Annotated in this window: 11 protein-coding genes and 1 tRNA gene; 5 read left to right on the top strand and 7 right to left on the bottom strand. The window is 35.0% G+C overall.

What is annotated here, in order from left to right; all coding sequences use genetic code 11:
- Window positions 1-13 precede the first annotated feature (13 nt).
- The 5 genes from HM990_RS19000 to HM990_RS18980 all read left to right on the top strand — a co-directional run bounded on the left by HM990_RS19000 (window position 14) and on the right by HM990_RS18980 (window position 7,744).
- A complete protein-coding gene (locus HM990_RS19000) occupies window positions 14-3,151 on the top strand; it encodes an efflux RND transporter permease subunit (RefSeq protein ID WP_178991463.1) in 3,138 nt (1,045 codons plus the stop codon).
- Between the two features lie 4 nt (window positions 3,152-3,155).
- Complete coding sequence (locus HM990_RS18995) at window positions 3,156-4,574, top strand: efflux transporter outer membrane subunit (RefSeq protein WP_178991461.1); 1,419 nt, start codon at window positions 3,156-3,158, stop codon at window positions 4,572-4,574.
- Window positions 4,575-5,031: 457 nt separating this feature from the next.
- Complete coding sequence (locus tag HM990_RS18990) at window positions 5,032-5,625, top strand: NAD(P)H-dependent oxidoreductase (RefSeq protein WP_178991458.1); 594 nt, start codon at window positions 5,032-5,034, stop codon at window positions 5,623-5,625.
- A 1-nt stretch (window position 5,626) separates the two neighbouring features.
- On the top strand, window positions 5,627-7,507 hold the full coding sequence (locus tag HM990_RS18985) for a monovalent cation:proton antiporter-2 (CPA2) family protein (protein WP_178991455.1): 1,881 nt from the start codon (window positions 5,627-5,629) through the stop codon (window positions 7,505-7,507).
- Between the two features lie 6 nt (window positions 7,508-7,513).
- Window positions 7,514-7,744, top strand: coding sequence for an AraC family ligand binding domain-containing protein (locus tag HM990_RS18980; RefSeq protein ID WP_178991453.1), 231 nt, complete (start codon window positions 7,514-7,516; stop codon window positions 7,742-7,744).
- A 141-nt stretch (window positions 7,745-7,885) separates the two neighbouring features.
- Here HM990_RS18980 and HM990_RS18975 read toward each other — a convergent pair whose 3' ends face one another.
- The 7 genes from HM990_RS18975 to mce all read right to left on the bottom strand — a co-directional run bounded on the left by HM990_RS18975 (window position 7,886) and on the right by mce (window position 13,906).
- Complete coding sequence (locus HM990_RS18975; RefSeq protein WP_178991451.1) at window positions 7,886-8,680, bottom strand: gluconate 5-dehydrogenase; 795 nt, start codon at window positions 8,678-8,680, stop codon at window positions 7,886-7,888.
- 1 nt (window position 8,681) lies between these two features.
- The gene (gene kduI / locus HM990_RS18970) at window positions 8,682-9,521 is read right to left on the bottom strand and encodes a 5-dehydro-4-deoxy-D-glucuronate isomerase (RefSeq protein ID WP_178991449.1); all 840 of its coding nucleotides are present in this window, start codon (window positions 9,519-9,521) and stop codon (window positions 8,682-8,684) included.
- 61 nt (window positions 9,522-9,582) lie between these two features.
- Window positions 9,583-10,779: a mannonate dehydratase gene (uxuA, locus tag HM990_RS18965; protein WP_178991447.1), complete on the bottom strand. Its 1,197-nt coding sequence runs from the start codon at window positions 10,777-10,779 to the stop codon at window positions 9,583-9,585.
- A gap of 10 nt (window positions 10,780-10,789) precedes the next feature.
- The gene (locus tag HM990_RS18960; protein ID WP_178991446.1) at window positions 10,790-11,617 is read right to left on the bottom strand and encodes an SDR family oxidoreductase; all 828 of its coding nucleotides are present in this window, start codon (window positions 11,615-11,617) and stop codon (window positions 10,790-10,792) included.
- Window positions 11,618-12,788: 1,171 nt separating this feature from the next.
- Window positions 12,789-13,193: a hypothetical protein gene (locus tag HM990_RS18955; protein ID WP_178991444.1), complete on the bottom strand. Its 405-nt coding sequence runs from the start codon at window positions 13,191-13,193 to the stop codon at window positions 12,789-12,791.
- 97 nt (window positions 13,194-13,290) lie between these two features.
- Window positions 13,291-13,364, bottom strand: a tRNA-Ile gene (locus HM990_RS18950).
- A gap of 137 nt (window positions 13,365-13,501) precedes the next feature.
- Entirely contained in the window at window positions 13,502-13,906 is a 405-nt protein-coding gene (gene mce / locus HM990_RS18945; protein WP_178991442.1) for a methylmalonyl-CoA epimerase, read from the bottom strand.
- Window positions 13,907-14,042: the final 136 nt, after the last annotated feature.

Raw genomic sequence — 14,042 nt, 5'->3', positions numbered from 1 at the left:
CATAATATTTATCATGTTAAAAACATTTATTGAAAGACCAGTGCTTTCAACAGTAATCTCTATTATCATAGTTTTACTAGGCGTTATTAGTATAACTAGCCTACCGATAGAGGAATATCCAGATATTGCACCACCAACTATTAAGGTAACTGCAAATTATACAGGTGCAAATGCAGAGACCGTTTTAGAGAGTGTTATTGTACCTATCGAGGAGCAAATTAATGGTGTAGAAGGCATGACGTACATTACTTCTACAGCATCAAATACAGGTACAGCCGAAATTACAGTATATTTTGATCAAGAAACAGATGCAGATATTGCTGCTGTCAATGTTCAAAACCGTGTTGCTAGAGCGACACCTTTACTACCCTCAGAGGTAACGCAAACAGGAGTTGTAACACAAAAGCAAGAAACCAGTGCGTTGATGTTTATCTCAATGTATTCTGAAAACGAAGATTACGACGCTACTTTTATTCAAAATTACTTAAAAATCAATGTAATTCCTGCTGTACAACGTATTAGTGGTGTTGGAGACGTTAGTGTATTTTCGCAACAAGATTATGCTATGCGTATTTGGTTAAATCCAGAAAAATTAGCGTCTTATAACTTAATACCTTCAGATGTTTCTGCAGCTTTAGCTGAACAAAATTTAGAGGCAGCTGCTGGTTCTTTAGGTCAAAATAATGGTGAATCTTTTTCATACACTTTAACGTATAGTGGTCGTTTTAAAGACGAAGCACAATACAGCGACATTGTAATTAAAGCTTTAGGAAATGGAGAGTTTTTGAGGCTTAAAGATATTGCAACCATAGAGTTAGATGCACAATCCTACGCGTCTAATGCCATGACCATAGGAAAGCCTGCAGTTTTTATGGGTATTTTTCAGACCAAAGGATCCAATGCACAGGAAATTATAGAAAACATTAAAACTACTTTTCAATCTATAGAAAAAGACCTTCCTGAAGGATTACATATTTCAATACCGTATGATACAAGTTTATTTTTAAATGCGTCTATAGAAAAAGTAATAAGTACCTTAATAGAAGCTTTTTTACTCGTATTTTTAGTTGTCTTTATATTTCTTCAAGATTTTAGATCTACATTAATTCCTGCTATAGCAGTACCTGTATCTATAATTGGTACCTTCTTTTTCTTGAATGTCTTTGGGTACTCTATCAATCTATTAACACTATTTGCTTTAGTACTCGCCATTGGTATTGTGGTAGATGATGCTATTGTAGTTGTAGAAGCGGTTCATGCTAAAATGGATGAAGGCGAACACAATCCTAAAAAAGCAACTATTACTGCCATGAACGAGATTTCTGGAGCTATTATTTCTATTACCTTAGTAATGGCTGCAGTATTTATTCCTGTAACTTTTATTACAGGACCAACAGGAGTATTTTACGAGCAGTTTGGTGTTACGTTAATTATCGCCATATTAATTTCGGCAGTAAATGCCTTAACTTTAAGTCCTGCATTATGTGCCTTATTATTAAAAGAACATAAAGATGACGAAGAATTAAAAGGAAAAGGGCCATTAAAACGTTTTTACGCTTTATTCAATCGTGGTTTTAATGCAACTATTGATAGATACGGAAAATCACTTCAACTACTATACAAAAGAAAATGGATTTCTGGTTTACTATTAGTATTAGCCATAATTGGTATTTTTTATGCAGCCAAAACAACACCTACAGGTTTTGTACCAAATGAAGATAGAGGAATTATTTTCGCTAATATAGAATTACCAGCAGGAGCTTCTTTAGACAGAACAAATGCAGTAGCTAATGAGTTGTTTGAAAAAACAAAAGATTTACCAGGAGTTACTGGAGTTTCATTTATTAAAGGTAGTAGTTTAATAAGTGGTGCTGGTAGTAATTTTGGAATTGGATTTTTTGAATTAGACGATTGGGAGGAACGTAAAGATCCATCATTGGCATCTCAAGCCATTATTGGAAAATTGTTTGGTATTGCCTCAACCATACCAGAAGCAAATATTATTTTCTTTGCGCCACCAAGTATACGTGGTTTTGGTAACTCATCTGGTTTTGAAGTTAATTTATTAGATAAATTTGGAGGCGAGTTTACAGACTTAGATAAAGCCAATAAAGACTTTTCTATGGCTTTAATGAAACATCCCGAAATTAAATATGCAACATCGGCTTTTAGCACCAATTATCCGCAATATGAGATGGAAGTTAATGTGCCTTTAGCAAAAGAAAAAGGCGTTCCAATTAATAGTATTTTTTCAACATTACAAGGATATATTGGAGGAATATACGCTTCAGATTTTTCTAAATATGGAAAACAATTTAGAGTCTATATTCAAGCATTACCAGAAGATAGAGCAGACGAGAATGCCTTAAACAGTATGTATGTGCGTACAGATTCTGGAGAGATGACGCCAATAACACAGTTTGTAACCTTAGAGCGTGTGTATGGACCACAATCGGTAACACGTTTTAACCTTTTTAATTCTACCATGATTTCTGGTGCTACTAACGATGGTTATAGTACAGGTGATGCCATTAGAGTTATTGAGGAAGAAGTAGCAAAACTACCAAGTAATTATACAGTTTCTTACTCAGGTTTAACACGTGAAGAGGTAAACGCAGGAAACCAAACAACGTTTATCTTTATACTAAGCATCTTATTTGTATACTTTTTATTAAGTGCGCAATACGAAAGTTATTTGCTACCATTTGCTGTAATATTTTCATTACCATTTGGTGTCTTTGGAGCTTATATAACCACAAAATTATTAGGATTAGAAAACAATATATATTTCCAAATTGCTCTAATTATGCTTATTGGTCTATTGGCTAAAAATGCCATACTTATTGTCGAGTTTGCTTTAGCTAGACGAAAAAATGGCGAGAGCATTGTAGACGCAGCAATCCATGGAGCCAAAGCACGTTTACGTCCAATTTTAATGACATCTTTTGCCTTTATCTTGGGATTAATGCCTTTAGCATTAGCTTCAGGTGTTGGTGCAGAAGGAAACAATTCAATTGGATCAGGTGCCGCAGGCGGAATGCTTATTGGTACCATTTTAGGAGTATTCGTTATTCCAATTCTATTTATACTATTTCAGTGGTTACAAGAAAAAGTATCTCGTAAATCAACAGAACAAACTATTGAAGCTTAAAACAATGAAATCAATTATAACACATAGAAATTTTAGTAAAGGAACACTTTTGCTAATCGTTGCCATTACGTTACAAAGTTGTTTTGTAGCGAAAGATTATACCCGACCAGAATTAGACATCGAAACGGAGGCGCTTTACAGAACTGAAAATCTGCCTGCAGATAGTATTTCTATTGCAGATGTATCTTGGAAATCCTTGTTTACAGACCAATACCTTCAGCAATACATAGAAGAAGGGTTGCAAAACAATATGGATGTACGTATAGCGCTTCAGCAAATAATAGCTGCCGAAGCCTATGCCAAACAAGGAAAAGCAGGTTATTTACCATCTGTAAGCGTTGGTGCAAATGCAACGCATCAAGAGTTGTCAGAAAACAGTCAGTTTGGAGCTTTATTTAGTGGAGCTATTGATACTTATGATATTACAGCAAACTTATCTTGGGAAGCAGATATTTGGGGGAAAATAAGAAGTAATAAAAGAGCTACTCAAGCGGCTTATTTGCAAAGTGTAGCAGGACATCAGGCTGTAAAGACCCAGTTGGTCTCTAGTATTGCTAATACCTATTTCAATTTATTAGCTTTAGATGCGCAACTAGAAGTGACCAAGCAAACTATTAATACCAGAGATAGCAGTGTAAGAACAATTAGGGCACTAAAGGATGCAGGACAAGTGACACAAGTTGCTGTAGACCAAAACATTGCGCAATACAACAGTGCAAAGGCTTTACAGGTGGATATTGAAACTGCAATTTTTAAAACAGAAAATACGCTAAGTATTTTATTGGGAAAGTCTCCGCACCATTTTGAAAGAAGCAGTTTAGAGATTCAAAACATAAAACAAGATCTGGTTCTTGGTGTACCAACAACACTGTTAAGTAACAGACCAGATGTAATGGCTGCGGAGTATGGTTTAATAAATTCGTTTGAATTGACCAATGTTGCAAGAAGCAACTTGTATCCTTCATTAACACTTACAGCTTCCGGTGGGTTAGAAAGTTTAGAGTTGGACAACTTATTAAGTGCCAACTCATTGTTTGCTACCATAATTGGCGGTTTAACGCAACCTATTTTTAATCGACGTGCGCTTAAAAGTCAAAAAGAGGTGGCTATTGCGCAACAAGAACAAGCCTTGTTAGAATTTCAAAAAACCTTGTTAGTTGCAGGTAGCGAAGTATCTGATGCTCTTTTTAGTTATGAGTCAGAGGTCAAAAAATTTGAGTTTAGAAAAAATGAAGTTGAAGCGTTGCGTGCTGCCGAAGCTAACTCTGATGAGTTACTTAAAAACGGCTATGCCAACTATTTAGATTTATTAACAGCTAGAGAAAGTGCATTAAATGCAGAATTAAATATTATAGACAGTAAACTACAGCAATTAGTATCTGTAGTAGATCTTTATGAAGCACTTGGTGGCGGATGGAGATAAAATAAAGCGCTATGATTAGATGACCAAAACAGAATTATTAAAGCATTCATTCTATTGCAATTTCTACTCAATATGGCAGTAAGGACGTTATTTTAGATGAGCTGGCAAACGAGCGTATTATTTCAAAAAACAATTTATGTCGTTATTAATAATAAAGAAGACTTAGTAACTTGTAGTCTCAAAGTTTAATAAATTAGTATTATGTAGATATAAATAGGTTGATTAATAGCCATGATAAAACCCCTATTTTCAGCGTTATATTAATTTACCAGAGAGGGTTTGAGTATTTAAAATACTTTAAGCCCTCTTTTCTATAGTGGTTTAGGAAAATATTACCCAAAAGCATACACTATTTTGCAAGCTTTTCGTGAAGAATGAGCTAAACACAATAATTTATAACTTGAAAGGAATAATTACCAATACCTATACGATTACTTATTTTGATTAAATTCGTTGAATGAAAAAGATTCTTATCTTATTTGCACATCCAAAATTTGAAAAGTCCAGAGCCAATAAAGCATTAATACAGCGTTTGAAGGGTGAAAGCCATATCACTTTTCACGATTTGTATGAGCACTATCCAAATTTCCATATAGATGTAAATCGTGAGCAAGCGTTGTTAGAACAGCACGATGTGATTATTTGGCACCATCCATTCTATTGGTATAGCGGTCCTGCCATTTTAAAACAATGGAAAGATATGGTATTAGAGTTTAATTGGGCTTATGGACCTGAAGGCAAGGCTTTGGAAGGTAAAACAGTTATTAATGTCATTACAACTGGTGGCACAAGAGAAGTATATTGTTCTGAAGGGTACAACAGTTTTACGGTGAATCAGTTTTTAAGACCATTTGAGCAAACCGCTAAATTATGCGGCATGCATTATTTACCACCTTTTGCAGTGATGGGGACACACACCTTGTCTGACGAGAATTTAGAAAACTATGCCAATCAATATGAAGTGCTTTTGGATATTTTAAAATCAGATTTTAAGCAAGAAGCATTATCAGATTGTTTTTTTGTAAACGACTTACCAATACTCTCTTATTAATATGACAGGAAGTTTACTTTTTGAAGCTATAGTCTTCCTTGCAGGAGCTATAATTTGTGTTTTTATAGCGAAACGTGTCGGACTAAGTTCTGTTATTGGTTATTTATTAGCAGGAGTTTTAATTGGTCCTTACGTCTTAGGGTTTATTGGAGAAGAAGGTGATGATATATTGCATTTTGCCGAATTTGGCGTGGTTATGATGCTCTTTTTAATTGGTTTAGAAATTGAACCCAAGAACTTCTGGCAAATGCGAAAAACCATTTTAGGAATGGGAGGCCTTCAAGTAGGCCTAACTATGCTCTTGTCTTACGGATTATTCATTGCCTTGGGTTATGATTCTACTGTGGCTTTGGTCATTTCTATGGCCGTAGCACTATCTTCTACAGCAATTGCCATGCAAACCATTAAAGAAAAGGGTATGATGGAAACCACATCTGGATCATCATCATTTTCAATACTATTGTTTCAGGATATCATTGTTATTTTTATGCTTGGTGTTTTGCCTTTGTTGTCTAGTTCTAATAGCGTTGCAACAACCGGAGACCATCCAGCAGAAGTCAGTTTACTAGAAAGTTTACCCTTAGGGTTTCAAACGTTAGCCATTATTCTATCTGTTGTTTTAATTGTGGTCGCTGGTCAATATTTAATTGTGCCAATGCTACGGAAAGTTGCTAAAACTGGCGTGCGCGAATTACTGATAGCTGCTGCTTTTTTAATTGTATTTTCTATATCGTATTTAATGGAATTTGTTGGGATTAGTCCAGCTTTAGGTGCTTTTCTGGGTGGCGTGGTTTTGTCTAATAGTGAATTTAAACACGAATTGGAAAGTACCTTAGAACCTTTCAAAAATCTATTATTAGGACTGTTTTTTATGGCAGTTGGTGCATCCATTAACTTTATAGTCATTGCTAAAAGTCCATTAACTATTGGAGGAATTCTAATTTCAGTCATTGCGTTAAAAGCAATTGTGCTATTTGTAGTTGGTCATATTTTTAAGCTAAAATTAGACCAAAAATTATTGCTCACCTTTAATTTATCGCAAATCGGTGAATTTGCATTTGTATTGTTGTCGTTCGCATTTGGACTTAATATTTTAGAACAAGAACAAATGGACATTTTATTGGTCATTACTGCTCTTAGCATGTCCTTATCACCAATTTTGGGCATGCTAAATGAGCGGTTTATTCTGCCAAAAGTAGGTACCAAAGAATCTATCAAACGACCAATGGACCATATTGCTAAATCACAAAAGGTTATTTTGGTTGGATTTGGTCATTTTGGAAGTACGGTTGGGCGTTTTTTGCGTTCGCATGGTGTAGAGGCTACTATTTTAGATTTTGATTCTAACCGTGTGGACTTTCTACGTAAAATGGGATTTGAAGTCTATTATGGTGATGCAACGAGATTAGATTTATTAGAATCTGCCGGAATAGCGGAAGCCAAAATTTTAATTTGTGCTATTGATAATCCTAGCGTTACAAAGAAAGTAACCCAATTGGTAAAAGATAATTATCCTCAAGTAGAATTAATGATTCGTGCAAAAAACCGTTATGATGCCTATGACTTGGTTAATCTTGGAATCGAAAACATATATAGAGAATCGTTAGATACATCTTTAGCATTAGCTAGTGATGTGCTAAACAAATTAGGCTTTAGAAAATACACCGTTGCTAGACAAGCCCAAAATTTCATAAAATACGATGAAGAAAGCCTACGTAGATTAGCTAAACAACCAAAGCGAGACGAAGATTATATTTTTGAGGCTCGAAAAGAATTGGCAGAACAAGAAAAATTACTTGAAGAAGATTTTAAAAGAGGAATTGTTGAGCTGGATAATCATTGGGATAGTGAGCATATTAGAAAGCAATTGAAAAAGAAATAATAATATTTGAACAACATTCCTAACATATCATTTCAAGGTGACGATAACAAAAAGGATTTTGAGTTGTTGGATCTAACCGATTTTTTTAAAATGGTACCCACTATTAAAGACCATAATCCTATGCATCCGCATAGACTATCATTCTTTGCGCTTCTGATTGTCACCGAGGGAAAGGGAGTCCATCAAATTGATTTAAAGGATTATCGTTTAGAGGCAGGAACTGTCTCCTGGTTCTAAATTTTTAAGATTTATTAAATCATTAATTTTGGAAATTATATCCTTTTGAACATCAAAATCTTCTGTCTTTAACAATGTTGCAAGTTTCATAAGGCAAATATTATCTATACTTTAAATTATAACTGACTTCATTTTAGTGATTTATAATTCATTCGATGGCTTCCCAATGGTTGCCAAAATACCTCCATCAACATATAATATATGACCGTTGACAAAATCACTAGCTTTTGAGCCTAAAAAAATAGCAGCTCCAGCCAAATCATTTGGGTCGCCCCATTTTGCTGCAGGTGTTCTATTGACTATAAAGTCATTAAAGGGATGACCATCAACACGTATTGGTGCTGTTTGTGATGTTGCAAAATAACCTGGTCCAATACCATTGACCTGTATATTGAATCGCGCCCATTTCGTTGCCATATTTTTGGTTAACATCACTAAACCGCCTTTTGCGGCAGCATAAGCTCCAACGGTATTTCGACCCAATTGGCTTATCATGGAACAGATATTAATTATTTTTCCTTCTTTACGTTCCATCATACCCTTTACCACATGTTTTGAAACAATAAAGGGACTTACCAAATCGATATCCAAAACTTGCTTAAAATCTTCAACTTCCATTTCTGCTAAAGGTGTGCGTTTAATGATTCCTGCGTTATCAACTAGAATATCAATGATACCTACTTCATTTTCAATTTTACTAATGTTAATTTTGACATCGTTCTCATCAGCAACATTAAATTTATAACCCACTGCGTTAATACCTTCTTTTTTATAGTCCGCAACGGCTTTATCTATTTTCTCTTGGGAAGAATTGCCGTTAACCACTATGGTAGCACCAGCTTTCCCAAGTCCCATCGCCATAGCCATACCTAGTCCATGTGTACTTCCGGTAACAAGAGCTACTTTTCCTTTTATATTGAATAGTTCTTGAGACATATTATCTTAAATCTGTGATTTTTGCAACGTCCATGTCGTTGTAGTCTAAGTTTTCACCAGCCATTCCCCAAATAAAGGTATAGTTAGATGTTCCCGAACCAGAGTGAATAGACCAAGGTGGTGAAATAACCGCTTGATGATTATGCATCCAAATATGACGCGTTTCTTGTGGCTGTCCCATAAAATGGCATACCGCTTGGTTTACTGGTACGTCCAAATAGAAATAAATTTCCATACGTCTATCGTGAACATGGGCAGGCATGGTGTTCCAGACACTTCCTGTTTTAAGTTCTGTCATTCCCATTTGCAATTGGCAAGTAGTTACAATACCGCCAATTATCATCTGACTAACTGTTCTGTGATTAGCTGTTTCAAGACTTCCCAATTCAATTTTATTGGCTTCGGCTAAACTTGTTTTTTTAGTTGGATAAGCTTTGTGTGCTGGTGCAGAATTCATATAGAATTTTGCAGGATTACTAGTATCGTCACTTTTAAAACCCACCTCTTTTGCACCCATACCAATGTAAAGCGCATCTTTATGGTTAATTTTAAATGTTTCACCATCAACGACAATGCTTCCATCTCCACCAACATTTATAATCCCCAATTCACGACGCTCAAGGAAATGTTCTGCTTTTAGCGGATCTATGGTTTCTAACTTTAAGTCTGAAGTAGGCATAGCACCACCAGCCATATAACGATCATAATGGGTATATACCCATTTAATTTTCCCGTTTTGCAATAAATCGTCAATAAGGAACTCATCTCTTAATTGTATAGTATCATATTGCTTCACTGCTTTTGGACTTGAAGCGTATCTTGTTTCGAATGTTGTTGACATAATTTGTTTTTGTCTTAATTATTTAAACCTGACAGGATTCAAAAACCTGTCAGGTATCTTATTAATGGTTATAAAGCGAACGTCTAATCCCAAGTTCCAAACCGCGCAATTCGGCAAGGCCTCGTAAACGTCCAATACCTGAATATCCAGGATTTGTTTTCTTGTTTAAATCGTCCAACATTTTATGACCATGGTCAGGACGAAACGGCATTCTAATATCTTTTCTACCGTTCTTTTTGCGTTCTAATTGTTCTTCAATCAAAGCTTTCATCACTTCGAACATATCCACATCACCTTCCAAATGATCGGCTTCGTAGAAGTTGCCTTCGGCATCTCGTTTGGTAGCTCGTAAATGAATAAAATGAATACGGTCTCCCAAACGCTCTACCATACCGACCAAATCGTTATCTGCTCTAACACCAAAAGAACCTGTACAGAATGTTAATCCGTTATTATGACTTGGTACCGCTTCATATAGATCGACAATATCTTGCTCAGTACTGACGACTCTCGGCAATCCTAAAATTGGAAATGGTGGATCATCGGGATGAATGCACATCAATACTCCTGCTTTTTCTGCTGCAGGTATAATTTCCGAAAGGAATGAAAAAAGGTTTTTTTTCAATTCTTTAGGTCCAATAGTATTGTAAGTTGCTAAAATTTGGTTGAATTCATCCAACGTATAACCTTCCTCAGCACCTGGTAAACCAGCAATAATATTATTGATAAGCTGTTTTTGGGCTTCGGTGGAAGCGTTTTCCAAATAGTTTTCAGCTTCTTTTTTCTGAGCTTCAGAATAATCGTTTTCAGCACCTGGACGTTTCAATAAAAACAATTCAAAAGCAGCAAAAGCAGCAGCTTCAAAACGCAGTGCAGTAGATTTATCATCTACTTCATAATCGAGATTGGTACGTGTCCAATCTAATACTGGCATAAAATTGTAGCATACAATATCTATACCACATTCACCCAAATTTAAAAGCGTTTGCCTATAATTTTCAATGTAAGTTTCAAAATTTCCTGATCTTGTTTTAATGTTCTCATGAATAGGCACACTTTCTACGACAGACCACGTTAGTCCAACGCCTTCTATTTCTGCTTTACGTTTTTTGATTTCGTATACTGTCCAAACGTCACCATTTGGAATATGATGTAAAGCCGATACAATTCCAGTGGCACCAGATTGTTTTATATCTAAAAGAGAGACTGGGTCGTTAGGACCATACCATCTCCATGTCTGTTCTAATTTTAAATTCATGTTCTGTTTTTTAAACTCCACTATAGGCAGCAAATCCACCATCAATTGGTATTACTACTCCTGTCACAAATTCTGCACCTTCGCCACACAGCCATAAGGTAGTGCCTATTAAATCTTCAGGCTCACCATAACGACTCATCGGTGTTTGGTCAATAATCTGCTGACCGCGCTGTGTTAAACTCCCATCTTCATTAGTTAAAAGCGAACGGTTTTGGTCGGTTAAGAAAAAACCAGGTGCTAATGCATTAACACGAATACCGACTTTGGAAAAATGAACCGCCAACCACTGTGTAAAATTCGACACAGCTGCTTTTGCACCACTGTAGGCTGGAATTTTAGTTAAAGGTGTAAAGGCATTCATTGACGATATATTCAATACACTACATCCTTCGCGACCAACCATATCTTCAGCGAAAACTTGTGTTGGGATTAATGTTCCTAAAAAATTAAGGTTGAATGTAAACTCTATTCCCTTTGGGTCTAAATCGAAAAATGTTTTGAAACCTTCAGTGGTATTTTTTAAATCTTCCATTTCAAAAAACGGGTTAGATGTTGTCCCTAATAGATGATTGCCTCCTGCGCCATTAATTAAAATATCAACTTTTCCGAAGGCCTCATTGACCACTTTTTTAGATGTAACTAAAGAGTCTTTTTCTAAAACATTGGCTTCTACACCAATGGCGTTGCCTCCATTTTTATTTATAGCTTCAGCAACTTTATCTGCCGCTTCCTTTCTTAAATCTAGTACAGCTACTTTATGTCCTTGTTTTGATAGCGCTTCTGCAAGAGTGCTACATAAGACTCCTCCTGCTCCAGTTAATACAATAGTTTTGCTCATTATTTTATTTTTAAATGACTAAAAATATATACTTTTTTAACTTATAAAGTCGATTGTAAAAGTAATTACCAAATTAAGAAAGTCTATCCTGCCCTGTTATGCTTTAAACGGATAATTATTCATAATTTTTATTATACAGGTATTAATATAAAACGAACGTTTAAACGATTTGATACCAGTTTTTATTTAATTCGTTAACCAAACAATAAATTTAGATTAGGCATTATAAAAATAGTGACAAGAAAACTAAATACTAACCTACTGATTATTAAATCTAAATTCTGATAAGTTTCACAAAGATTTATATTAACAAATTGAAATTAGGACGAAAAGAAACTATTTAACTTCAAATGCAAATAGGCCTTATAATGTGTTAAAATATTGTACCTAGGTTGTATCCAAACAAATTTCGCTCATTTCTAAGAACTTAATGGTCTTCTATTTTGCAGTTGAAAAAGTCCGAGAGGTGAGACTCGAACTTTCACATCGCGAGGCACCAAATCCTAAGTATAGAGTGCCCTACAATTCTGCTACACCTGCATTTTAGTAGTTTCATTAGATTTCTCTTGTCTAGCCATCCAAGACGAGCTTATCTAAGCAAACATTTAACTTGCAATATATTAGCAAAATAAAGTGCCACGTTAATCATCAATTACAAATATCAGGAAATTTATGAAACACATTAGGGTTAATTCAATAATATATGATATCAATTAAAACTAAACGAATATTGATACTATAAGCCTCAAGAAAACAACAATAAATTATAATGTTCTAAATCTCTAGTAACTTCTCTTTCTCCTTCTTTTTGAACTATCGCATATTTTGCGACAGTTGCTTCTTTACTTAATTCGCCTTCTTTAAAAAATTAGCTAAATGTTTTCCTCTAGTGATGGTTGTAAAGATGATTCATGACAGCATTATAGTCAACTGTAGTTAGTATCTCTCTTTGCTTGGTTATGACCATGCGCTTTCGGATATCCCGTACAATATTGAATTCACAACATTCAAATTCAACTAGCTCCACGAATATCCGAGAAAGATAGGATAAATACTTATTGTAATAACTATTTGGAAGATTACACGCTTCAATTAATTGCTTTAATTGACGCCTATTTAATTGTTCCATAACTACATTCTGTAAATGCAACTTAACGACTTTTGTTTCTAATCAATTAATACATATTTCCATCTCCTTACGATGCTTTTTAGTTGATTTTACTTTAGTTAAAGCTATTCGAAAAGCAGAAATAAAATCTAAGTAAGGGTGTAATTGCGAATTCCTATTAATTTCATTAACAAATTTCTTAGATATTGGGTTATAACCCTTCTTTAAAGCTTCTAAATCGCTATCTATAATAGCCTTAGTTGCACGTCTACAATCGGTAAGGTCTTTGAACTCATTCATCCCCTTTACTACAATTAGGTTGGCTTTACTGCCATTCTCAGGATAAAAATAATATTGAATGCGCCATGGCTTGTCTAGAAGGCTTTGACCTCCTGTCTTCCAGTTTATTGGATTAACGGATGGGGTGCTCGTGGAGCATCCATTGGGTAAAAAAATCTTTTTTGCCATTTTATTAACTATTTTATTAACGGGTGTTAAATAGTATAGGTAATAACGGGAAAAAAAAGAAGCCGTAATCTACTGTTACAGCATCTTACGACTTTTGTGGTCCCACTTGGGCTCGAACCAAGGACCACCTGATTATGAGTCAGGTGCTCTAACCAACTGAGCTATGGGACCGTTTGGTGCTATAACCTCCCGATGACTATCGTGGAGAGCTATGGAACCAATTAACATTGCTGTTAATTTTGCGCTTAGTTAAAAGCGAGTGCAATATTACTACATATTTTAAAACTCTACAAGAAAAATAAATCGTTTTACGCCTTTATCTCTTGGCATAACTCAATTAAAACACCGTTAGTCGATCTTGGATGTAAAAAAGCGATTAACTTGTTATCTGCTCCCTGTTTAGGTTCCTTGTGAATCATCGTAAAACCTTCTTTGGTCAGGCGCTCAATTTCCTGTTCAATATCATCAACTGCAAAAGCAATGTGATGCATCCCTTCTCCTTTTTTTTCTATAAATTTTGCAATGGGACTTTCTTCATTTGTGGCCTGAAGTAATTCAATTTTATTAGGGCCACACTTAAAAAACGAGGTTTTAACACCTTCACTTTCCACATCTTCAATTTTATAATGTGCCGTTCCAAATAACGATTTAAACAATTTATTGGAACGTTCTATATCCTTTACGGCAATTCCTATATGTTCTATTTTTTTCATATTTATGTCCCGAGAAATCGGGAATCTTTAATTTGAGAATCCGAAAAACGCGGAAGCCTTCTTAATAAATTACACTCAAAAATAAGATAATCCTTAAATATCCTCTACTTTTGCAGATGATTAATGATCTTTTATT

The sequence above is a fragment of the Winogradskyella schleiferi genome (assembly GCF_013394655.1).
Taxonomy (GTDB): domain Bacteria; phylum Bacteroidota; class Bacteroidia; order Flavobacteriales; family Flavobacteriaceae; genus Winogradskyella; species Winogradskyella schleiferi.
Note: the sequence above shows the minus strand (reverse complement) of the source record. Positions and strands in the feature narration are given on the sequence as shown.

Excerpts from the sequence above, each read along its gene's own strand:
- HM990_RS19000 (WP_178991463.1), top strand. The coding sequence starts at position 14 with ATGTTAAAAACATTTATTGAAAGACCAGTGCTTTCAACAGTAATCTCT.
- kduI (WP_178991449.1), bottom strand. The coding sequence starts at position 9,521 with ATGTCAACAACATTCGAAACAAGATACGCTTCAAGTCCAAAAGCAGTG.
- HM990_RS18975 (WP_178991451.1), bottom strand. The coding sequence starts at position 8,680 with ATGTCTCAAGAACTATTCAATATAAAAGGAAAAGTAGCTCTTGTTACC.
- HM990_RS18995 (WP_178991461.1), top strand. The coding sequence starts at position 3,156 with ATGAAATCAATTATAACACATAGAAATTTTAGTAAAGGAACACTTTTG.
- HM990_RS18985 (WP_178991455.1), top strand. The coding sequence starts at position 5,627 with ATGACAGGAAGTTTACTTTTTGAAGCTATAGTCTTCCTTGCAGGAGCT.
- HM990_RS18990 (WP_178991458.1), top strand. The coding sequence starts at position 5,032 with ATGAAAAAGATTCTTATCTTATTTGCACATCCAAAATTTGAAAAGTCC.
- HM990_RS18955 (WP_178991444.1), bottom strand. The coding sequence starts at position 13,193 with ATGGCAAAAAAGATTTTTTTACCCAATGGATGCTCCACGAGCACCCCA.
- HM990_RS18960 (WP_178991446.1), bottom strand. The coding sequence starts at position 11,617 with ATGAGCAAAACTATTGTATTAACTGGAGCAGGAGGAGTCTTATGTAGC.
- mce (WP_178991442.1), bottom strand. The coding sequence starts at position 13,906 with ATGAAAAAAATAGAACATATAGGAATTGCCGTAAAGGATATAGAACGT.
- uxuA (WP_178991447.1), bottom strand. The coding sequence starts at position 10,779 with ATGAATTTAAAATTAGAACAGACATGGAGATGGTATGGTCCTAACGAC.